The following is a 20,617-nucleotide window of genomic DNA, read 5'->3' as shown; positions in this document are numbered from 1 at the left end:
CCGGAAAACGTTTAATCGAAACGGAAAGACAGCAGGGTGATGTCGTCACGCTGGGGACGGCCACCCTGGTACTCGGCCAGCGCTTGCGTAAATGCGGCGGCCTGTTCAGTTAACGGCTGCCGGGCGTGTCTCTTGAGCATTCCTGCAAAACGCGTGTTGCCGAACCCGAATCCGTGCTCGCCGCCTGCCTGGTCCAGGAAGCCGTCCGTGGCCAGGTAATACGTCCAGCCCGGTTCCATCTGCAAATCAATATTTTCGTAAGCGCCCGTGCGTTTGTCGCCCAATGCCCGCTTACCGCCGGGAATCTCGCGCAGCGTCTCGCCATCGCTGGCGTACAGGCTGATCTTGGCGCCCGAGTAGCGCAGGCGCCCGGACTGCCGGTCAATATATACCAGGCCCGCGTCGGTATTCGTGGCCAGTGCGCGGGGCAGTTGCGCATCCGCAAGCATGGCGCGGATGGCGGTGTCGGTGCGGGTCAGAATGCCGGCCGGATCGGCGGGGCCGGCCTCGGTAATGGCCAGATCGATGGCGGCGCGCGCCAGCATCGTCATCAATGCGCCCGGCACGCCGTGACCCGCGCAGTCCATGATGCCCAACAGGCAATTGGCGCCGTCGGAACGGAACACATAGAAGTCACCTCCCACCACGTCGCGCGGCTTCCACAGCACGAAGTGATGCGCACCGAGCGACTGCGTCAACTGGCGGTCCGGCAGGATGGCGCGCTGGATCAGGCTGGCGTAGTCAATCGAGTCGCCGATCTTCTTGTGCGCGGCGGCCATGGCGCGGTTGGCGTCTTCCAGTTCCGACGTGCGTTCGCGCACCTTGCTTTCGAGTTCGGCGGTGTGTTGGCGAACCTTGTCGGCCATCACGCCAAAGGCGCGGCTCAGGTCGCCGATTTCGTCCTGCCCGCCCGGCGGCAGGCGCACGTCGTAGCTGCCGTCGGCGATGGCGCGGGCTGACTGCTGCAAGCGGCGCAAGGGGCGCAGCATCAAGCGTTCGATGGCGAAGCCGAAGCACAGCAGCATGGCGGCGAACAACAACACCAGGCCGATCGCGGCAGGCCACAGCCACCCGGTGTCCAGCACGCGGGCCGCCCCCAGGTCCACCACCGTCAGCACGTGCCAGTGCAGTTCGGGCATGTAGGCGACCGACACCAATTGGCGCGTGCCGTCCATATTGACCCAGGCGGTCTGCACCGATTGCGGGTCGGCCTGGGCCGCGTGCATGGCGGCACGCAGTTCGTCGCGGCTGGGGCCCGCGTCCAACAGGTTGAACACCTGGCCGCGCGTGCCTGCGCCGCCGCCCGCGCCCGAGTTGTAGGCGATCAGCGACGCGTCCATATGCGCCTGGATCGCGCCGTCCTCGTCAACGATGATCGGTGTCACGCCCGGCTGGCCGCTGTTGACGAATTCGCGCAGGAAGCCGCCCACATCCAGACCGGCGCCGGTCAGGCCCACGACCTTGTCGCCGTCGCGCACCTGGGCGTTGATCCACACCTTGGTGGTCTGGAGCTTCAGGTCGGGATTGACGTTGATGTTGTATTTGGCCGGCGACTTCAGCGTGGCGTAGAACCAGCCGTCGTCGGCGGCGCTGCGGCTCAGCGTGTAGCGCGGCGTCTCGGACAGCGGCTTGTCGTCGTTGAAGTAGTAGTGGCCAGACTCGGCGCTGGCAATGAAATATGCGCGGCCCAGCAGGTCACGGCGGTAGCCGTCGGCTTCGCGAAAGAACAGTTCACGCGCGGCCGGGTCGTCTTCGTTGCGCAACCAGCGCCGCGTGACTTCGCTGTCGGCCAGCCGCAAGGACAAGGCCAGCTCGCGCGACACCGGCGCCAGAATGCGTTGACGGTTCAACTGCGTGAAGTTGTCGGCGAAGGCGCGCCCGAAGTGGTCGCGGACCCCGTCCAGCACCAGCCAGCCGATCACGGCAGCGGGCGCTAAAGCGACCACGCACGCCAACAACAGCGCCATCAATGATTTTTTGCGCAAACCCCATTTCGCCATGCGAAGTCTTCCCTGACAGCTTGATAAGACGTGACGTGCGTGCCCACCTTGGTAGGCACGCGATGGGCCCGGCGCTGCAAGTGTAGAGAACAGTGGGGGCAATTGAAACAGGTGCAAACGTCTGGATGCGTTCTAGACACCTTAAGTTTCAACGCAGCAATGTAAATGCCGTTTTATTGCGATTTATATCGTGCTTTTTACGTGCTCGCCCACGCTTCTTGCGGCTTTATTACTACACGCCCAGATAGCGTTCCCATAGGGCGCGGTCGGCATCCAGCGACGGAGAGTCGCCCGTCCAGACCACTTTGCCGCGTTCCAGAATGACGTGCTGATCCGCGAGGCTCAGCAACCTTTCGACATATTTGTCGATGACGAGAATGGTCTGCCCCGCTTCGCGCAGCCGCGCCAGGCAGTTCCAGATTTCTTCGCGGATCTTGGGCGCCAGGCCTTCGGTGGCCTCGTCCAGAATCAGCAGGCGCGGGTTGGTGACCAGCGCCCGGCCGATGGCCAGCATCTGCTGCTCGCCGCCGGACAGTTGATTGCCCATGTTGCGAGCGCGCTCGCGCAGCCGGGGGAACAGATCGAACACGCGGTCGGGCGTCCAGGGGTCGCCGATGTCGGGGTTGCGCGCGGCGACGAACGCCGTCAGGTGCTCACGCACCGTCAGGTTGGGAAAGCACTGCCGCCCTTCAGGCACGATGGCCACACCCAGCCGCGCGATGCGGTCAGAGCTCCAGCCGCTGATGTCCTGCCCTGCGAAATGGATCTTGCCGCCGCGCAGCGGCAACTGGCCGAACAGCGTGCGCAGCAGCGTCGTCTTGCCCATGCCATTGCGGCCCAGCAAGGTCACGACCTGGCCTGCGCCAATCTGCAAATCCACGCCGAACAGCACCTGACTGGCGCCGTAGCCGCTTTTGGCCGATTCGATGGTGAGCATCACGCGGTCTCCTCGTCGCCCAGATAGGCTTGCCGCACTTCCGGATTGGCGCGGATTTCGTCGGGCGTGCCGGTCGCGATCACGCGGCCATACACCAGCACCGACAGGCGATCAGCCAAGCGGAACACCGCCTGCATATCGTGTTCAACCAGCAGCATGGCGGCGCGGCCCCGCAGCGTTTCAATCAGTTCGGTCAGGCGGACGGTTTCGTCCGGCCCCATGCCGGCCATGGGTTCGTCCAGCAGCAGCACGCTGGGCCTTGCGGCCAGCGCCAGCGCGAATTCCACCTTGCGCTGCTCGCCATGCGGCAGCGTGCCGGCCGGGCGTTCGAGCAAGCTGGCGTCGATGGCGCATTCACGCGCGAGTTCGCGCGCCTGTTCATACAGCGCGGATTCGGCCGCGCGCGGCTTCCAGAATCGGAAGCTCGAGCCCGCGTGCGCCTGCACCGCCAGCACCAGGTTGTCCAACACGGTGGACTGCTTGAAGATATTGGTGATCTGATACGAGCGCGACAGCCCTGCCGCCACGCGCTGGTGTGCGTTCATGCTGGTCACGTCGCGCCCGCCCACGGTGAGCGTGCCGGAATCGGCCGCCAGCGTGCCGGACAACAGGTGGATCAGCGTCGACTTGCCTGCGCCGTTGGGGCCGATCAGGGCGTGGATCTCGCCCGGGTTCAAAGACAGCGACACATTGTCGGTGGCGACCAGCGCGCCGAAGCGGCGCACCAGGCCCGTCGCCTGCAAGACCGGGCTAGCCGTGGAATTGCCGTTCATGGTGGAACTGCCATTCATCACTGCGCTCATGATCCCACCTTGCCCGATGCGGCACGGCCGCCAAACCACGGGCCAAACAACCCGACCAAACCGCGCGGTGCGCCAAACACCACGCACAGCAGCAGCACGCCCAGCGGCAGATGCCAGTATTCCGTCCACAGACGCAGCACTTCTTCCAGGGTCAGCATCACAACCGCGCCGGCCACACCGCCCCAGCGCAGGCCGATGCCGCCCACCAGCACCATGATCAGCAGGTTGGCCGACTGCGTCCAATGCATCAGGCTGGGCGAGATGAAGAGGTTATGGTTGGCCAACAGCGCGCCAGCCAAACCCGCCGCCGCCCCGCTTAGCGTGAAGGCCACGAGCTTGATGCGGTAGACCGGGTAACCCATGGACTCCATGCGCGATTCGTTTTCGCGAATGCCCTGCAAAGCCGTGCCAAAGCGCGAAGACACCACGCGGCTGAACACCCACATCACCAGAGCAAACAGCACCAGCACCAGGTAATAGAAGCTGACGTCATTGGCCAGATCGATGCCCGGTAGCGTGGAATAGCCGGGCAGGTTCAGCCCGTCTTCCCCGCCGTACTGGCGCAACGAAATGAAGATGTAGAACAGCATCTGCGCAAACGCCAGCGTGATCATGATGAAGTACACGCCACGGGTGCGCAGCGAGATCGCCCCGGTGATGGCCGCCAACACGCCCGCCAGCAGCATCGCCACCGGCCAGACGATCAGCGCCGACGTGATGCCCGACATCGCGAGAATGCCCACGGCGTAGGCGCCCGCGCCGAAGAAGGCTGCGTGCCCCAGCGCCACCATGCCGCCGTAGCCCAGAATCAAATTCAGGCTGGTCGCGGCCAGCGCGTAGATAAGCACGCGGCGCACGAACGAAATGTAGAAGTCCAGGCCCAATGCAGGCGCCACCAGCGGGAATGCCGCCAAGGCCGCCAGCAGGACCACCGTCCAGAGTGTGGTTCTCATCATCAACCCCGCGCCGGAAACAGGCCAGAGGGCCGGAACACCAGCACAGCCGCCATCAAGACATAAATGGCGATGGCGGCCAGCGTCGGGCCGACGCTGGATGCCACGGCCGGCGAAAAGACCTGGCGCAACAGCATCGGCAGAAACGCGCGCCCGGCCGTGTCCACCATGCCCACCAGCAAGGCGCCAACGAACGCACCGCGGATCGAACCGATGCCGCCGATGACGATGCACACCAGCACCAGAATCAGGATTTCTTCACCCATGCCCACCTGCACCGAGGTGATCGGCCCCAGCAGCGCGCCGGCCACGGCGGCCAGCATGGCGCCCAGCACGAACACACCCAGGAACAGCAGCGGCACGCGCACGCCCATCAGCGTGGCCATCTGGCGGTTGGACGCGCCGGCCCGTACCAGAACGCCCGCGCGGGTGCGCGTCACGAACCAATACAGCCCGGCGGCGGCGGCCACGCCGAAGACGATGATCATCAGGCGGTAAGCGGGGTACAGCAGATCGGGCAACAGACGCACCGGGCCGGACAGCACGGCGGGCATGTTGAGCATGACGGGCGCGGGGCCCCAGATCATCTTGACCAGATCATTGGCGATAAGGATGACGGCATAGGTGCCCAGCACCTGAGCCAGGTGGTCGCGCAGCGCCAGGCGGCGGATGAGCGTCAGTTCCAACACCACGCCAACCAGGCCGGTGGCGACGGCCGCCACCAGAACGGCGGCGGTAAATGAACCTGTGCGCTGCATGGTTTCGGCGGCGACATAGGCGCCGGCCATGTAGAGCGAGCCGTGAGCCAGATTCATGATGTCCATGATGCCGAAGACCAGGGTCAGCCCGGCCGCGATCAGAAACAACATCAACCCAAACTGCAGACCGTTCAGCAATTGCTCGACGATCAGCGTAAACGTCATGAACACTTCCCCCTGCCGCGGACCTTGCGAGCGGTGCGCGTGCGATTCGAACCTGCGATGGCTGGCGGCGCGGGGCGGGTCAGTCCGGCATGGCCGGACGCCCCCACGCACGCGTAGCGTCTTACCTTAGAGCTTGCACTCGCCGACGTAGACGTCCTGGTACTTGTCAAACACCTTGCCCACCAGTTTGTTGGTGATGCGGCCGTTGCCGTCCTTGTCGACCACGCGCAGGTAGTAGGCCTGGATCGGATAGTGGTTCTTGCCGTAGGTGAAGCTGCCGCGCACCGACGGGTAGTCGGCCTTCTCAAGCGCCTTGATGATGGCGTCGCGGTCAGAGGCCTTGCCGCCTGCCTGCTTGACGGCGGCGTCCATGGCCATGATCACGTCGTAGGCCTGGGCGGCGTACACGGACGGGTAGCGCCCGTTGTATTCCTTGCGGAAGGCGTCAACGAAGATCTTGTTCTGCGGCACGTCCAGGTCATGCGCCCATTGCGCCGTGTTGTACATGCCCAGCATGGGGTCGCCCACGGCCTGGATCACGTCTTCGTCAGCCGAGAAGCCCGGGCCGATCAGCTTGACGTTTTGCGACAGGCCGGCGGACACGAACTGCTTGACGAAGTTGATGCCCATGCCGCCCGGCAGGAAGATGTAGACGGCGTCCGGCTTGGCGGCGCGGATCTGGGCGATTTCCGCCGCGTAGTCGATCTGGCCGAGCTTGGTGTAGACCTCGTCGCCCGGGGCGGTCTTGTAGCCGCGCTTGAAGCCCGTCAGCGCATCTTTGCCGGCCGGGTAGTCCGGGGCCATGATGAACATTTTCTTGAAGCCACGGTCAGCTGCGACCTTGCCGGCGGCTTCGTGGAAGGCGTCGTTCTGGTAGGACGTGCCGAACCAGTAGTTATTGCACTGGGCGCCAGCGAACTGGCTGGGGCCGGGGTTGTTCGACAGGTACGGCACCTTGGCGGCGAACAGCGCGGGGCCGACGGCCAGCGCCACGTTGGAGCCAATGGGGCCGGTGAAGAAATCAATCTTGTCGCGCTGGATGTAGCGCGTGACCAGTTGGCGGGCCTGATCCGGGTTGCCGCCCATGTCGGTCTGCACGAATTCGGCGGGCTGCCCGCCGAGCTTGCTGCCCAGTTGCTTGATGGCCAGGTTGAAACCGTCGCGGGCTTCAGCGCCCAAGGCCGAGAACGGGCCGGAGATATCGTTGGCGATGCCGACCTTAACGGCGTCGGCCAGGGCCACGGCCGGAACCAGTGCGGCGGCGGCGATAAGGGAAGTGATCAAACGCATGGTGGTGTGCTCCGTGCGCGAGCCCGCGCAGAGGGTGTTCTTTTTGAGGGTGCGATTCGAAAGACTTCTATGCCCGGCCTGCCGGCGCCATTGCGCCGCCGTCAAACGCGTGCGGCAAGATATTGCTTGCCACACCACAATCCCCTTGTGCAGCATAGGGAAAACTGGCGTGGTTCATAGTTTAGGTTTAAAGTATTCTTCAAAACAAGACTAGGGTTTTTACCGAAGGGTTTTCCCTCCACCTCAACGATGACCGCGTCGGATGGGTCGCCCGGTGCAACGCACGCGACAGTACCCGACATCCCGCCGAACCTCAAGAAAACCGACGATGACTGACGCTCCCGATCTGGAATCCCGCGCCGCGCCCGATGACCACCACGCGTTGCGTCTGTGGCTGCGCATGCTCACCTGCGCCAATCTCGTCGAAAGCGAGATCCGCAGCCGGTTGCGCAATGAGTTCGACACCACGCTGCCGCGCTTTGACCTGATGGCGCAATTGCAGCGCGCGCCCAAAGGCATGAAGATGGGCGAATTGTCGCGCCACATGATGGTCACCAACGGCAATATCACCGGCATCACCGACCAGCTCGAAAAAGAAGGCCTGGTCGTGCGCACCAAAGTGGAGTCCGACCGCCGCAGCTCGCTGATCAAGCTCACGCCTCAGGGCAAGAAGAGCTTTGCCCGCATGGCGCGCGCACATGAAACCTGGGTCAAGTCCATGTTCGGCGACTTGCCCGAATCCACCCGCAACGCGCTGTTCCAGGCGCTGGGCGAACTCAAGCTCCAGGTGGTCGCCACCCGGTCGGAATCGGCCAAGGGCTAACGCTTGTGAAGAGACGCCCCGGGCGCTGAAATCCGCGCCCGGTTTGGCGCATAATTGCCGCCATGATTCCGGTATCTCTTCCTGGCGGTAATTTCTATGTGCTGATGGCGGCCTCGCTGGCCTGCCTGGCCACGTTGCTGACTTGGCTGGCGGTGTTGGCCACCACCCGCAGCGCCCGGCTCTGGCTGGGCGACCACCGCCGCGTCGGCACCACGCTGATGACCTTCCTGGCGCTTATCGGCGCCATCTTTCCCTATCAGCAGTTCAGCCTGTGGTTTGCCGCCCAGCGCGATGCCCAGGCCGACGCCGACCGCAAGACGACCTTGCCGCACGCGACCCGGCTGGCGGGCGTGGACATGCCGGCTGGCACTGTGCTCAGCCTGACGCGCGCAGGCGAGCTGGCGTCGTTCGATCGCGCCGTCTTCCCCGAGACCCATCCTGCGCCCGTGCTCGGGGTCAACGCCACGCAGCTCTTCCGCTACGCCGCCACGCCCAAGCAGCCCGAAACCCTGTCCGTTGAAATCGCCCGCGACCAGGCGCAGGAAGGCTGGCTGTGCGCCCATGGCCATCGGCTTGAATTCGTGATGCAGGGCGGCCAGCCCCGCTTTTCCAGCTGCCATCTGGCGATTGGCAACACGCTGGACAAGCAGCCCGTACCGGCCGGCGCCTGGCTGAAAGTTGACGAGGCGGCGCGCGGCACGCCGCTGGATACCAACGCCAACGCCAACGCCAACACCGACACCACCGCCACGTCGCCGCGCTGGCTGCTGCGCACCGAGGGCAGCGACGCGTTGAGCCTGCACCAGATGCCGCTGCTGAAAGTCGACATGCGGCTGGACGCCCAGCGCCGGATGTTGAATTTCGAAGGCCTGCTGGCGCGCGAAGCGATCCTGGGCAGCATGACCTACCCGCCCGGCACCCGCGTGCTGTCCGCGCCCCCTCGCCTGCCCGGCGCGCAGCCAGGCGACCTGCTGTTTTCCCCGTCTCGGGGCCGTACGGCCCGCCGCGAGGGCGGTGAAGAAGTCTCAGCAGGCAATTCGGTGCTGCAAGCGCCGGACGGCACCGTGCGCAGCGTGTTGAGCAACCGCGAAGCGGGCGTCCTGGACGTGGCCGCCATGCGAATGGCCCCCTGATTACCGATGATGGCCGCGGATGCCCCCAGGGCATGCCCCTGGCCGCCCCCCTGACAAACCCCTGCCGCAAAGCGGTGGGATAATACGAAGCTTTCCCCCACCCGCCGCCTATTTTCGGGCGGCGATTCCGTCCTGCCTACTCAAGAGACGAAGTCATGGCCGTTAATTTGCAGATCCCCTCCGAGTCCGAAATTTTTCCTGTTGCCGGCGTTGAAATCGGCGTCACCGAGGCCGGCATCCGCAAAGCCAACCGACGTGACCTGACCGTCTTCCGTCTAGCCGAAGGCACGAGCGTGGCGGGCGTGTTCACGCGCAACCGCTTCTGCGCCGCCCCGGTGCAGGTCTGCCAGGCCCATCTGGCCGCTGGCGGCCCCATCAGCGCGCTGGTCATCAACACCGGCAACGCCAACGCTGGCACCGGCGAAGAAGGCCTGAAGAAAGCCAAAGATACCTGCGACGCGCTGGGCAAATTGCTGGGCGTGCCCGCCAGCCAGATCCTGCCGTTCTCAACCGGCGTCATCCTGGAGCCGCTGCCGCTTGACCGCCTGGTCGCCGGCCTACCGGGCGCCATCGCCAACCTGGCGGCCGACCACTGGTCCAGCGCCGCCCACGGCATCATGACGACCGACACGCTGCCGAAGATCTCGTCGGCCAAGGTGCAGATCGACGGCAAGACCGTCACCTTCACCGGCATCAGCAAGGGCGCGGGCATGATCCGCCCGAACATGGCGACGATGCTCAGCTTCCTGGCCACCGATGCCGGCATCGCCCAGCCGCTGCTGCGCAAGCTGGCCGTCGAAATCGCTGACGCGTCGTTCAACCGCATCACCGTTGACGGCGACACGTCCACGAATGACTCGTTCATCATCGCCGCCACCGGCAAGTCGGGCGTGACCGTCAACAGCGAATCCGACGCCGCCTACGCCGCCGTGCGCGATGCGCTGACCGCCGCCGCGCTGGAACTGGCTACGAAGATCGTGCGCGACGCCGAAGGCGCCACCAAGTTCATGACCATCCGCGTCGAAGAAGCCGGCACCACCGAAGAAGCGCTGAAGGTGGCTTATGCCGTGGCCCACTCGCCGCTGGTCAAGACCGCCTTTTTCGCATCCGACCCCAACCTGGGCCGCATCCTGGCCGCCGTCGGCTACGCCGGCATCGACGATCTGGACGTGTCCAACATCCGCCTGTGGCTGGACGATGTGCTGGTGGCCAAGAACGGCGGCCGCAACCCCGACTACCAGGAAGCCGACGGCCAACGCGTGATGAAGCAGGCCGAGATTTCGGTGCGCATTGCGCTGGGCCGCGGCCAGGTGTCGGACACGGTCTACACCTGCGACTTCTCGCACGAGTACGTGTCGATCAACGCCGACTACCGTTCTTGATCCGCCATGAGCGCTAGCGAGTTCACCACCCTTATCCAGCGCGCCGAGCGCGTGCTGGCGCAGCTTGAAGCCTTTCTGCCGCCCGCCACGCCCGAGATCGACTGGAGCGCGCATGCGTTCCGCTGGCGCAAGCGGGGCGCGCGCGGCTGGCTGGATGCGGTGCGCCACGTGGCGCGCATCGACATGGAAGACCTTCAGCACATCGAGCGCCAGAAGGCCACCATCGACCGCAACACGGTCCAGTTCCTGGAACACAAACCGGCCAACAACGTGCTGATGACTGGCGCGCGCGGCACCGGTAAGAGTTCGCTGGTGAAGGCCATGCTGGCCGCCTACGGCGAGCGCGGCTTGCGTTTGATCGAAGTCGACAAGTCTGACCTGGGCGACCTGGCCGACATCGTCGAACTCGTCGCCGCGCGCCCCGAACGCTTCATCGTCTTCTGCGACGACCTGTCGTTTGAAGAAGGCGAACCCGGCTACAAGGCGCTGAAGTCGGTGCTGGATGGTTCGGTGTCGGCCTCGGGCGACAACGTGCTGATCTACGCCACGTCCAACCGGCGCCACCTGATGCCGGAATACATGAGCGAAAACTTGCAGGCCAAGCATCAGCCCGATGGCGAAATCCATCCGGGCGAGACGGTCGAAGAGAAGATCTCGCTGTCCGAGCGCTTCGGCCTGTGGCTATCGTTCTACCCCTTCAAGCAAGACGACTATCTGGACATCGTCTACCACTGGCTGCGCGAGCTGGGTTGCCCGGAGGCGCATATCGCGCCGTCACGCACCGAAGCGCTGCAATGGACGATCGAACGCGGTTCGCGTTCCGGCCGCGTGGCGTATCAGTTCGCACGCGATTGGGCGGCCCGCCATGTCTGAAAAAATCGTCGACGTTGCCGCCGGCTTGATCCTGCGCCCCGATGGCATGCTGCTGCTGGGCCAACGCCCTGAAGGCAAGCCGTGGTCGGGCTGGTGGGAATTGCCGGGCGGCAAGCTGGAGCCGGGCGAGACCGTGCTGGAAGCGCTGGCGCGCGAGTTGCAGGAAGAACTGGGCATCCGCGTCACGCAATCGCGTCCGTGGGTGACCTATGTGCACGTCTATCCGCACACCACCGTGCGCCTGGCGTTCTGCCATGTCACGGCGTGGGAAGGCGAACCGCAAGGGCTGGAAAACCAGCGCCTGGAATGGGTCAACCCCGCCAACGCGGCATCGGTCGGCGATCTGCTTCCCGCCACCCTGCCCCCGCTGCGCTGGCTGCAACTGCCCACCACTTATGGCATCAGCTCGATCGGCTCGCGTGCCGGCGTGGCCGCGTTCCTGGGCCGGCTGGACGCGGCGCTTGCGCGTGGCGTGAAGCTCGTGCAACTGCGTGAACCGCAATGGCCCGATGGCGCCGGCGCGGCATCGCTGCATGAAGTTTTTCAGCAAGTGATCAAGCGCTGCCACGCCGCTGGCGCGCGTGTGCTGGTCAACAGCGCGCACCCCGCGGCATGGTGGAAAGAAGCCGATGGCGTGCACCTGCGCACGGCCGACGCCGCCCGCTTGCACGCACGGCCCGAATTGCCGGCCGGCGCGCTGGTTGGCGTGTCCGCGCACGACAACGCGCAAGTCGTCCACGCCCGTGAAATCGGCGCCGACTTTGCGGTGCTTGGCCCCGTGCTGGACACGCCCAGCCACCCTGGCGCCGCAACGCTCGGCTGGGAAGGCTTTGTCGCGGGCAATCGCGATGCGGGCATTCCCGTCTTCGCGTTGGGTGGCCAGTCCACCACCACCGTGTCGCACGCACTACGTCATGGTGCGCACGGCATCGCGGGTATACGTGGCGTGATCTAACTACCCTGCGGGGCCGGAAGTCTGGCAAGATGTAAGTCTTATCGGCCCCGCCGCCGGCTCCTCCGGCGCCGCTCCGGTCCTGATAGCCGGGTGTCCCGCGTGACGGGCCACGACAGCTCTCTCGTCATGAAGGAACCTGTCATGTCCCGCCGTGCGAATACCGAGCGCCAAATACTCCAAGCCCTTGAAGCCCAGATCCTGGAAACAGGCATGGGCGGAGTCGGCATCAACGCCATCGCCAAACGCGCAGGCGTCAGCAAAGAACTCATCTACCGCTATTTCGACGGCATGCCGGGCCTGCTGCTGGCGTGGATGAAAGAACAAGATTTCTGGACACGCGACCCCGGCTTGTTGGCCGCAGAGGAATCCAGCCAGCGCACGCCGGCCGATCTGATTCTGACGATGCTGCGCGCGCAGATCGAAACGCTATTAGGCAATGAAACCCTGCGCGAAGTGCGGCGCTGGGAACTGATCGAACAGAACGACGTCACCGCAACGCTTGCCGAACGCCGCGAAAATGCCGCGCGCGGATTCATCGAGCGCGTTGACGAACTTGCGCCTGACGTAGACGTGCCTGCTGTGGCGGGCGTGATACTGGCCGGGGCGGTGTACCTGACATTGCGCGCCAAAACCGCCACGCATTTTTTAGGCTTGCCGCTGCATGAGCCGGAAGGCTGGGCGCGCATCGACAAAGCGCTGGAATACCTGGTTGCGCACAGCTTTCCGGATGAGCTCAATGCCGAAGCGTTATCGGCATTAGAAGCGCGCCGCCAAAGCAGCGCGGCGTCCGGCGAACCCGTCGTGTGACCCGCTGCGCGTTCAGTTCACAGGGGCTGTCGTCGAGGCAGGCGCAGGCGCTGCATCGGCCTGCTGCACCGCCGGCAGGCCATCCCACCCCCCGCCCAACGCCACAATCAAATTCACGCTGGCCACCAGACGCGTGCCCAACAGGCTCAGCGCGTTGCGCTCGCTGTTGAGCGCGGTGGCGTCCACCACCGCCACACTCAGGTAATCCACCAGCCCGGCCTGGTATTGGTTCTGGATCAAACGCAGCGATTCGCGTGCGGACTCCAGCGCGCGGCGTTGCACGACCTGTTCGTTCTCCATGACCCGCAGCTGGATCAGATAGTCCTCAACTTCGCGCAAGCCCACCAATGCGGCTTGGCGGTAAGCGGCGGCCTGCGAGTCATAGGACGCGCGTGCCTGTTCGACTTGCGCCGCGCGCGCGCCGCCGTCGAAGATCGTCATGGCCAGCGCTGGCCCCAAGGACCAGAAGCGCGCGGGCGCGGTCAGCAGCTCGGCAAACTGCCCGTTGCGAAAACCGCCATCGGCCGACAAGGTCAGCGACGGGAACCACGCGGCCTCGGCCACGCCGATCTGCGCATTGGCCGCCGCCGCACGGCGTTCGGCTGCCGCCACATCAGGACGGCGCTCCAGCAGTTCAGACGGCAGGCCCACCGGAATCTGCGGCAGTTGCAGCGCGAAGACGGCGGGCGGCAGGCTGAAGTGCGACGGCGCCTGGCCCATCAGCACCGCAATCGCGTGCTCGTACTGGCCGCGTTGCCAATCCAGGTCGATCGATTGGGCGCGCGTGCTTTCCACCTGCGTGCGCGCCACGGCCACATCGGCCTGCCCCGCCACACCGACGGCATAGCGGTTCTGCGTCAGCTGCAATGACTTCTCGTACGCCGCCACCGTGGCGTCCAGCAAGCGCTTTTGTTCATCCAGCACGCGCAGTTGCAGATAGGTCTGCACCAGCGCCGCCTGCGCGCTCAAGCGCGTGGCGGCCAGGTCGGCCAGGCTTGCGGCCGCGCTGGCTTCAGACGATTCGGTGCTGCGCCGCACGCGGCCCCACACGTCCAATTCCCAACTGACGCTGCCGGTCACCGTGTACTGGTTCGACACATTGCTGCCGTTGGACACCGACGATGAGCCGTTGCCACTGCCGGCGCCCGCACGCGACATGCCGGCGCTTGCGCCCACCGTGGGGTAGAAGCCAGCGCGTGCGGCGCGCACCAAACCCAGCGCCTGACGGTAATTCGCTTCGGCTTGGGCGATGGTCTGGTTCGACGTATTCAAGCGGTCGACCAGCCCATTCAAGGTGGCGTCGTCATAGACGAGCCACCAGGCGCCACGGTCTGCGTCATCGCGCGGTTGCGCGCGCTTCCAGCCTTCCACCTGATCCTGGCCTTGCGCTTCTTTATAGGACGCGCCCACATCAAGCTCGGGGCGTTGGTAGTCGGGGCCAACCGCGCAGGCGCCCAACAGCGCGCACAGCGCGATCGTGGCGGCGCTGCGAGGAAAGAAGGCGTGCAAAGGCGTGATGCGGATCATGTGTGTTCTATGGAATCAGGGGCGGCGTTCCGCGTGCCGCGCCCGCGCGCGGCCCAGAGACGGAAACGGTCCAGGTAAAGATAGACCACAGGCGTGGTGTACAGCGTGAGGATCTGGCTTAGCACCAGGCCGCCCACGATGGTAATGCCCAGGGGCTGGCGCATTTCAACACCTGCGCCGGTGGCAAGCACCAGCGGCAGCGCGCCGAAAATAGCGGCCATGGTCGTCATCATGATGGGGCGAAAGCGTGTCAGGCACGCCTGAAAGATGGCGTCGCGCGGGGCCATGCCCTGGTTGCGCTCGGCATCCAGCGCAAAGTCCACCATCATGATGGCGTTCTTCTTCACGATGCCGATCAGCAGGAACACCCCGATCAGCGCGATCAGCGTGAAGTCATATCGCACCAGCAGCAGCGCCAGCAACGCGCCCAAGCCGGCGGACGGCAGAGTCGACAGAATCGTCAGCGGATGCACGAAGCTTTCATACAGGATGCCCAGCACGATATACATCGTGACCAGCGCGGCCAGAATCAGCCAGGGCTGCTGCGCCAAGGTCTGCTGCAAGGCGGCGGCGGTGCCTTGGAAGCCCGCCTGGATCTGATCCGACGGCAAGCCGATGCGCGCCACGGCGGCATCAATGGCGGCGGTGGCCTGGCCCAGCGAGACGCCGGGCGCCAGGCTGAAAGACACGGTGTCGGCCACGAACAAGCCCTGGTGCTGCACGCTGAGCGGCGCGTTACCGTTTTCAAGCGTGGCGAATGACAGCAAGGGCACGCGCGCGCCCGTCGACGTAATCACCTCGACCTGCTTCAGCGATTCAATGTCTTCCGCAAACTTCGGCGCCAGCCCCAGCACCACGTGATACTGGTTCAGCGGGCCGTACATCACCGACACCTGACGCTGGCTGAACGAGTTGTTCAACACCGTCGAAATCGTGGACATGCTGACGCCCAGGCGTGTCGCGGCCTCGCGGTCGATCACCAGATTGATCTGGCGGCCTTTGTCCTCGACGTCGGTATCCACGTCGGTAATTTCGGGAATCTTGGCCATGGCCTGCTGCACCTTCGGCATCCACGTGCGCAGCAATTGCAGGTCGCCCGACATCAGCGTGTAGTCATACGAGCCCTGGCTTTGCCGCCCGCCGATGCGGATATCTTGCTGCGACACCAGGAACATGCGCGCGCCCGGCATGTTTTGCAGCTTGCCGCGCAGGCGGTTGATGACGACATCGGCCGACACCTTGCGTTCTTCCAAGGGCTTCAACTGAATCTGCATGAAGCTGCTGTTGCTGCCGCCCCGCCCACCCGCGTACCCCGTCATGCTCTGCACCGCCGGGTCCGCCAGCACGATCTTGCGCAAGGCGTTCAGTTTCGGCACCGTGGCCTGGAACGACGTGCCCTGATCCACGCGGAAAAAGCCCAGCAACTGGCCCGTGTCCTGCTGCGGGAAGAAGCCCTTGGGCACCACCATGTACAGGTAAACGTTCAAGCCCACGGCCACGGCCAGAATCACCATCATCAGCCGGCCGTGCGCCAGCGCCCAGCGCAGGCTGCGGCGGTAGCCATCCAGCATGGCGTCGAAGCCGCGTTCGGACCAGCGCGACAGCCGTCCGGGCGGCTTCTGCTCCTTGGGTTCGGGCCGCAGCAGACGCGCGCACATCATCGGCGTCAAGGTCAGCGACACAACCAAAGACACCATGATGGCGGCCGACAAGGTCACGGCAAATTCGCGGAACAAGCGGCCGACGACGCCGCCCATCAACAGGATGGGAATGAACACCGCCACCAGCGACAAGCTCATCGACAGCACCGTGAAGCCGACTTCGCGCGAGCCGCGCAAGGCCGCGCGCATCGGCGACATCCCGTTCTCAACGTGGCGCATGATGTTCTCAAGCACCACGATGGCGTCGTCCACGACAAAGCCCGTGGCCACGATCAGGGCCATCAGCGAGATCGTATTCAGCGTGAAGCCGCACAGGTACATGATGCAGAACGTGCCGATCAGCGACACAGGCACAGCCACGCTGGGAATGATGGCCGCGCGCCACCGCCGCAAGAACAGCAGCACCACCAGCACCACCAGCCCCACAGCGATGATCAGCGTGAGTTCGGCCTCGTGCAGCGACGCCCGGATGCTGGGCGTGCGGTCTTGCGCCACGGTCATGTTCACATCCGCCGGCATCAGCGCTTGCAACACGGGCAGCTGCGCGCGCACGGCGTCCACGGCTTCGATGATGTTGGCGTCGGCCTGCCGGCGCACGATCATCAGGATGGCGTTGCGGTCGTTGTAGAAGCCGGTCTGGTACAGGTCTTCGACGGAATCTTCCACGGTGGCCACGTCCGACACGCGCACCGGCGCGCCGTCGTTCCACGCCACAATCAGCGGCCGGTATTGCTCGGCGCGGCTCAACTGATCACTGACCATGATCTGCCAGTGGTAGCGGTCGTTCTCCAGCACGCCCTTGGGCCGGTTCGCATTGGCGTTGGCAAGCGTGGCGCGCAGTTGGTCCAGCGACACGCCGCGGTTGGCCAGCGCCCCCGGCAGCACGGTCACGCGCACGGCTGGCAGCGAACTGCCGCCCACGGTGACTTCGCCCACCCCATCCACTTGCGCCAGTTTCTGCGCCACGATGGTGGACGCGATGTCGTACAGCTGGCCCTGGCTGAGCGTGTTAGATGTCAGCGCCAGCGTCATGATGGGCGCGTCGGACGGGTTGGACTTGTGATACGTGGGGTTGCTGCGCAGGCCGCTAGGCAACAGCGAACGCGCGGCATTGATGGCGGCCTGCACGTCGCGCGCCGCACCGTTGATGTCGCGCGACAAATCGAATTGCAGCGTGACTCGGGTGGACCCCTGCGAGCTGCTGGACGTCATTTCCGTCACGCCCGCAATGCTGCCCAACGACCGCTCCAGCGGCGTGGCCACGCTGGAGGCCATGGTTTCAGGGCTGGCGCCCGGCAGGCTGGCCGACACCGAGATCGTGGGGATGTCCACCTGCGGCAACGGCGCCACCGGCAACAGGAAAAACGCCAGCATTCCCGCCATCACAACCGCCACGCTCAGCAGCGTGGTCGCCACTGGCCGGACGATGAAGGGCGCCGACAGGATCATGACGCGTCCCCGGCGGCCGGTTCGCGCACGCCACGCCAGCGGCGCGACATGCGGTCGAACATCAGATAGATGACCGGCGTGGTGAAGAGCGTGAGCACCTGGCTGAGCAGCAGGCCGCCCACCATCACCAGGCCCAGCGGCTGGCGCAGCTCAGCGCCCGTGCCGGTGGACAGCATCAGCGGCAAGGCGCCGAACAGCGCAGCCAGCGTCGTCATCAGAATCGGGCGAAAGCGCAGCAACGCCGCTTCGTGGATGGCCGCGCGCGGGCTCAAGCCCCGCTTGCGCTCGGCGTCCAGCGCAAAGTCGATCATCATGATGGCGTTTTTCTTCACGATGCCGATCAGCAGAATGATCCCGATGATGCCGATCATGTCGAGCTCGGTGCCGCTGATCAACAGCGCCAGCAACGCGCCCACGCCGGCCGACGGCAAGGTGGACAGGATCGTGATCGGGTGGATATAGCTTTCGTACAGCACGCCCAGCACGATGTACATGGTGACGACAGCCGCCAGGATCAGCCACAACGTGCTGGTCAGCGAATTCTGGAACGCCAGCGCCGCGCCCTGGAAGCGCGTTTCCACGCCGGCCGGCATGCCGATTTCGGCTTCGGCCGCGGTGATGGCTTCAACCGCATTCGACAAGGACGCGCCCTGAGCCAGGTTGAACGACACCGTCACCATGGGGAATTGATCCAGCCGGTTCACGGCCAGTACGGTGCGGCCTTCGCTGATGTGCGCCACCGACGACAACGGCACTTGCCCGCCAGACGACGTTGGCACATGAATCTGGCCGAGTGACGACGGGTTCATCTGAAACTGCGGCTGCACTTCCAGCACCACGCGGTACTGGTTGGACTGCGTGAAGATGGTGGAGATCAGCCGCTGGCCGAAGGCGTCGTACAGCGCCTCGTCGATCACCGCGGCCGTAATGCCCAGGCGGGACGCCGCATCGCGGTCGATTTCAACCCAGGTCTGCAAGCCGTCGTCCTGCAGATCGTCGGTCACGTCTTTCAAGCCCGGCACCTGGCGCAACCGGTCCACCAGCTTGGGCGTCCATTCGCTCAGCACTTTCAGATCGGGGTTGGACAGCGTCATCTGATATTGCGTGCGGCTGACGCGGTCTTCGATCGTCAAGTCCTGCACGGGCTGCATATAGACGGTCAGACCGTCTTGCTTAGACAGCGATTCCTGCAAGCGCGCCATCACCGCGCGCAAGTTGCCGCTGCGTTCGGCTTGGGGTTTCAGCGAAATCTGCATGCGGCCGGCGCTGAGCGTGGCGTTGCTGCCATCCACCCCGATAAACGAGGACACGGCCTGCACGTCTGGGTCTTCCAGCACCAATCGCGCTGCAGCCTGCTGGCGTTCGGCCATGGCGGGGAACGAGATGGACTGCGGCGCCTGGGTAATGGCCTGGATCAAGCCGGTATCCTGCTGCGGGAAGAAGCCCTTGGGCACGACCATATACAGCACCACCGTCAACGCGAACGTGCCCAACGCCACCAGCAGCGTCAGCGGCTGATGGCGCAGCACCACTTGCAGCATGCGGTCATAGCCGGCGATGACGCGGTCGATGAAATTGCCCGTGGCCGTATGAAAGCGGCCGTGCTTCTGTTCCGATTCGGCGCGCAGCAAACGGGCGCACATCATTGGCGTGAGCGTCAGTGATACGACCAGCGAAATCAGAATCGACACAGCCAGCGTAATGGCGAACTCGCGGAACAAACGGCCCACCACTTCCGTCATGAAGAGCAGCGGAATCAGCACGGCAATCAGCGAGAACGTCAGCGAGATCAGCGTGAAGCCGATCTGGGATGCGCCTTTCAGCGCGGCCTGCAACGGCTTTTCGCCCTCTTCGATGTGGCGGGCGATGTTCTCGATCATGACGATGGCGTCGTCCACGACGAAGCCGGTGGCGATCGTCAGCGCCATCAGCGTCAGGTTGTTGATCGAGAAACCCGCCAAATACATGATGCCGAACGTGCCCACCAGCGACAGCGGCACCACCACACTGGGGATCAGCGTGGCGGTCAGGCTGCGCAGGAACACAAACGTCACCATGACCACCAGCGCCACGGCCAGCAGCATTTCGAACTTCACGTCTTCGACCGAATCGCGGATGGTTTGCGTGCGGTCAGACACCACGGTCACGTCCAGCGTGGCCGGCAGGGCTGCGCGCAGCTGGGGCAGCAGCGTCTGGATGCGGTTGACCACGTCAATGACGTTGGCGCCCGGCTGGCGCTGAATGTTCAGCAGGATGGCGGGCTTGTCGCCGGCCCACGCCGCCTGCCGCGTGTCTTCGGCGCCTTCGACTGCGCGCGCCACGTCAGACAAACGCAGCGGCGCGTTGTTCTTGTAGGCGATGATCAGGTCGTTGTAGTCGGTGGGCGACTTCAGCTGATCATTGGCGTTGATGGTGGTGGAGCGCTGCGGGCCGTCAAGATTGCCCTTGGGCTGGTTGACGTTGGCGCCCACGATGGCGGTGCGCAGGTCAGACAAGGCCAGCCCGTTGGCCGCCAACGCTTGCGGATTCACCTGCACCCGCACTGCCGGCCGCTGCCCGCCCGCCACACTGACCAGGCCCACGCCCGGAATCTGCGACAACTTCTGCGCCACCCGCGTATCGACCAGATCGCGCACCTGCGGCAAAGGCATGGTGGGCGAGGTGATGGCCAGCGTCAGCACCGCCGCATCAGCCGGATTCACCTTGTTGTAGGTGGGCGGCACGGGCAGGTCGCTGGGCAGCAGGTTCGATGCCGCGTTGATGGCGGCCTGCACCTGCTGCTCGGCCACATCCAGTGGCAGCGTCAGGTTGAACTGCATCGTGATGACCGACGCGCCGCCCGAACTGGTGGACGACATCTGGTTCAAGCCCGGCATCTGCCCGAACTGGCGTTCAAGCGGTGAGGTGACCAGCGAGGTCATGACGTCGGGGCTCGCCCCCGGGTACAGCGTCACCACCTGAATCGTCGGGTAGTCCACCTCGGGCAGCGCCGACACGGGCAGCATCCGGTACGCGATGAAGCCAGCGATCAGGATGGCCACCATCGCAAGGGTGGTGGCCACGGGGCGGAGGATGAACAGACGCGACGGGCTCACGATGGT

General features: G+C 65.0%; 15 protein-coding genes. 6 read left to right on the top strand and 9 right to left on the bottom strand.

All coding sequences use genetic code 11. The annotated features are described in order from the left end of the window. Positions 1-11: 11 nt before the first annotated feature. The 6 genes from siaA to AC1DSJ_RS11240 all read right to left on the bottom strand — a co-directional run bounded on the left by siaA (position 12) and on the right by AC1DSJ_RS11240 (position 6,906). A complete protein-coding gene (siaA, locus tag AC1DSJ_RS11265; RefSeq protein WP_441371448.1) occupies positions 12-2,000 on the bottom strand; it encodes a biofilm regulation protein phosphatase SiaA in 1,989 nt (662 codons plus the stop codon). Positions 2,001-2,232: 232 nt separating this feature from the next. After that, positions 2,233-2,937: an ABC transporter ATP-binding protein gene (locus tag AC1DSJ_RS11260; RefSeq protein WP_054421326.1), complete on the bottom strand. Its 705-nt coding sequence runs from the start codon at positions 2,935-2,937 to the stop codon at positions 2,233-2,235. Next, positions 2,937-3,740 (bottom strand): ABC transporter ATP-binding protein, encoded by an 804-nt coding sequence (locus AC1DSJ_RS11255; protein WP_420840202.1) that lies wholly within the window; start codon positions 3,738-3,740, stop codon positions 2,937-2,939. The genes AC1DSJ_RS11260 and AC1DSJ_RS11255 overlap by 1 nt, the downstream gene beginning before the upstream one ends. Then, entirely contained in the window at positions 3,737-4,696 is a 960-nt protein-coding gene (locus AC1DSJ_RS11250; protein ID WP_441371447.1) for a branched-chain amino acid ABC transporter permease, read from the bottom strand. Before AC1DSJ_RS11250 ends, AC1DSJ_RS11255 begins: the two co-directional genes overlap by 4 nt. After that, positions 4,696-5,616 (bottom strand): branched-chain amino acid ABC transporter permease, encoded by a 921-nt coding sequence (locus AC1DSJ_RS11245; RefSeq protein ID WP_046807392.1) that lies wholly within the window; start codon positions 5,614-5,616, stop codon positions 4,696-4,698. Before AC1DSJ_RS11245 ends, AC1DSJ_RS11250 begins: the two co-directional genes overlap by 1 nt. Positions 5,617-5,742: 126 nt before the next feature. Next, positions 5,743-6,906 carry an ABC transporter substrate-binding protein gene (locus AC1DSJ_RS11240; RefSeq protein ID WP_054421323.1) on the bottom strand — a complete coding sequence of 388 codons (1,164 nt, stop codon included), beginning with the start codon at positions 6,904-6,906 and terminating at the stop codon, positions 5,743-5,745. 328 nt (positions 6,907-7,234) lie between these two features. Here AC1DSJ_RS11240 and AC1DSJ_RS11235 point away from each other — a divergent pair, with 328 nt between their 5' ends. The 6 genes from AC1DSJ_RS11235 to AC1DSJ_RS11210 all read left to right on the top strand — a co-directional run bounded on the left by AC1DSJ_RS11235 (position 7,235) and on the right by AC1DSJ_RS11210 (position 12,879). Continuing rightward, positions 7,235-7,729, top strand: a complete 495-nt coding sequence (locus tag AC1DSJ_RS11235) for a MarR family winged helix-turn-helix transcriptional regulator (RefSeq protein WP_054421322.1) — start codon at positions 7,235-7,237, stop codon at positions 7,727-7,729. A 62-nt stretch (positions 7,730-7,791) separates the two neighbouring features. Further along, positions 7,792-8,862, top strand: a complete 1,071-nt coding sequence (locus tag AC1DSJ_RS11230) for a hypothetical protein (RefSeq protein ID WP_441371446.1) — start codon at positions 7,792-7,794, stop codon at positions 8,860-8,862. 155 nt (positions 8,863-9,017) lie between these two features. Further along, positions 9,018-10,244, top strand: coding sequence for a bifunctional glutamate N-acetyltransferase/amino-acid acetyltransferase ArgJ (gene argJ / locus AC1DSJ_RS11225; protein ID WP_175172032.1), 1,227 nt, complete (start codon positions 9,018-9,020; stop codon positions 10,242-10,244). A gap of 6 nt (positions 10,245-10,250) precedes the next feature. Next, positions 10,251-11,117, top strand: coding sequence for an ATP-binding protein (locus AC1DSJ_RS11220; RefSeq protein WP_054421319.1), 867 nt, complete (start codon positions 10,251-10,253; stop codon positions 11,115-11,117). Continuing rightward, positions 11,110-12,072, top strand: a complete 963-nt coding sequence (locus AC1DSJ_RS11215; protein ID WP_175172034.1) for a Nudix family hydrolase — start codon at positions 11,110-11,112, stop codon at positions 12,070-12,072. The genes AC1DSJ_RS11220 and AC1DSJ_RS11215 overlap by 8 nt, the downstream gene beginning before the upstream one ends. Positions 12,073-12,213: 141 nt before the next feature. Then, positions 12,214-12,879: a TetR/AcrR family transcriptional regulator gene (locus AC1DSJ_RS11210; RefSeq protein WP_054421317.1), complete on the top strand. Its 666-nt coding sequence runs from the start codon at positions 12,214-12,216 to the stop codon at positions 12,877-12,879. Positions 12,880-12,891: 12 nt separating this feature from the next. Here AC1DSJ_RS11210 and AC1DSJ_RS11205 read toward each other — a convergent pair whose 3' ends face one another. From AC1DSJ_RS11205 to AC1DSJ_RS11195, 3 genes are read right to left on the bottom strand one after another with little or no spacing between them, the layout of a single operon-like run. After that, positions 12,892-14,406: an efflux transporter outer membrane subunit gene (locus AC1DSJ_RS11205; RefSeq protein WP_441371445.1), complete on the bottom strand. Its 1,515-nt coding sequence runs from the start codon at positions 14,404-14,406 to the stop codon at positions 12,892-12,894. Next, on the bottom strand, positions 14,403-17,516 hold the full coding sequence (locus AC1DSJ_RS11200; RefSeq protein WP_441371444.1) for a multidrug efflux RND transporter permease subunit: 3,114 nt from the start codon (positions 17,514-17,516) through the stop codon (positions 14,403-14,405). Before AC1DSJ_RS11200 ends, AC1DSJ_RS11205 begins: the two co-directional genes overlap by 4 nt. After that, on the bottom strand, positions 17,513-20,611 hold the full coding sequence (locus tag AC1DSJ_RS11195) for an MdtB/MuxB family multidrug efflux RND transporter permease subunit (protein ID WP_054421314.1): 3,099 nt from the start codon (positions 20,609-20,611) through the stop codon (positions 17,513-17,515). The genes AC1DSJ_RS11200 and AC1DSJ_RS11195 overlap by 4 nt, the downstream gene beginning before the upstream one ends. Between the last annotated feature and the right edge of the window lie 6 nt (positions 20,612-20,617).

This window comes from Achromobacter sp. 01N37 (genome assembly GCF_056399725.1).
The sequence above is the reverse complement of the archived record's forward strand: the minus strand, read 5'-3'. Positions and strand labels throughout refer to the sequence as shown.

Coding starts and splice junctions, on each gene's coding strand:
- AC1DSJ_RS11200 (WP_441371444.1), bottom strand. CDS start 17,516: ATGATCCTGTCGGCGCCCTTCATCGTCCGGCCAGTGGCGACCACGCTG.
- AC1DSJ_RS11230 (WP_441371446.1), top strand. CDS start 7,792: ATGATTCCGGTATCTCTTCCTGGCGGTAATTTCTATGTGCTGATGGCG.
- AC1DSJ_RS11210 (WP_054421317.1), top strand. CDS start 12,214: ATGTCCCGCCGTGCGAATACCGAGCGCCAAATACTCCAAGCCCTTGAA.
- siaA (WP_441371448.1), bottom strand. CDS start 2,000: ATGGCGAAATGGGGTTTGCGCAAAAAATCATTGATGGCGCTGTTGTTG.
- AC1DSJ_RS11250 (WP_441371447.1), bottom strand. CDS start 4,696: ATGATGAGAACCACACTCTGGACGGTGGTCCTGCTGGCGGCCTTGGCG.
- AC1DSJ_RS11205 (WP_441371445.1), bottom strand. CDS start 14,406: ATGATCCGCATCACGCCTTTGCACGCCTTCTTTCCTCGCAGCGCCGCC.
- AC1DSJ_RS11215 (WP_175172034.1), top strand. CDS start 11,110: ATGTCTGAAAAAATCGTCGACGTTGCCGCCGGCTTGATCCTGCGCCCC.
- AC1DSJ_RS11235 (WP_054421322.1), top strand. CDS start 7,235: ATGACTGACGCTCCCGATCTGGAATCCCGCGCCGCGCCCGATGACCAC.
- AC1DSJ_RS11255 (WP_420840202.1), bottom strand. CDS start 3,740: ATGAGCGCAGTGATGAATGGCAGTTCCACCATGAACGGCAATTCCACG.
- AC1DSJ_RS11240 (WP_054421323.1), bottom strand. CDS start 6,906: ATGCGTTTGATCACTTCCCTTATCGCCGCCGCCGCACTGGTTCCGGCC.
- AC1DSJ_RS11220 (WP_054421319.1), top strand. CDS start 10,251: ATGAGCGCTAGCGAGTTCACCACCCTTATCCAGCGCGCCGAGCGCGTG.
- argJ (WP_175172032.1), top strand. CDS start 9,018: ATGGCCGTTAATTTGCAGATCCCCTCCGAGTCCGAAATTTTTCCTGTT.
- AC1DSJ_RS11260 (WP_054421326.1), bottom strand. CDS start 2,937: ATGCTCACCATCGAATCGGCCAAAAGCGGCTACGGCGCCAGTCAGGTG.
- AC1DSJ_RS11245 (WP_046807392.1), bottom strand. CDS start 5,616: ATGACGTTTACGCTGATCGTCGAGCAATTGCTGAACGGTCTGCAGTTT.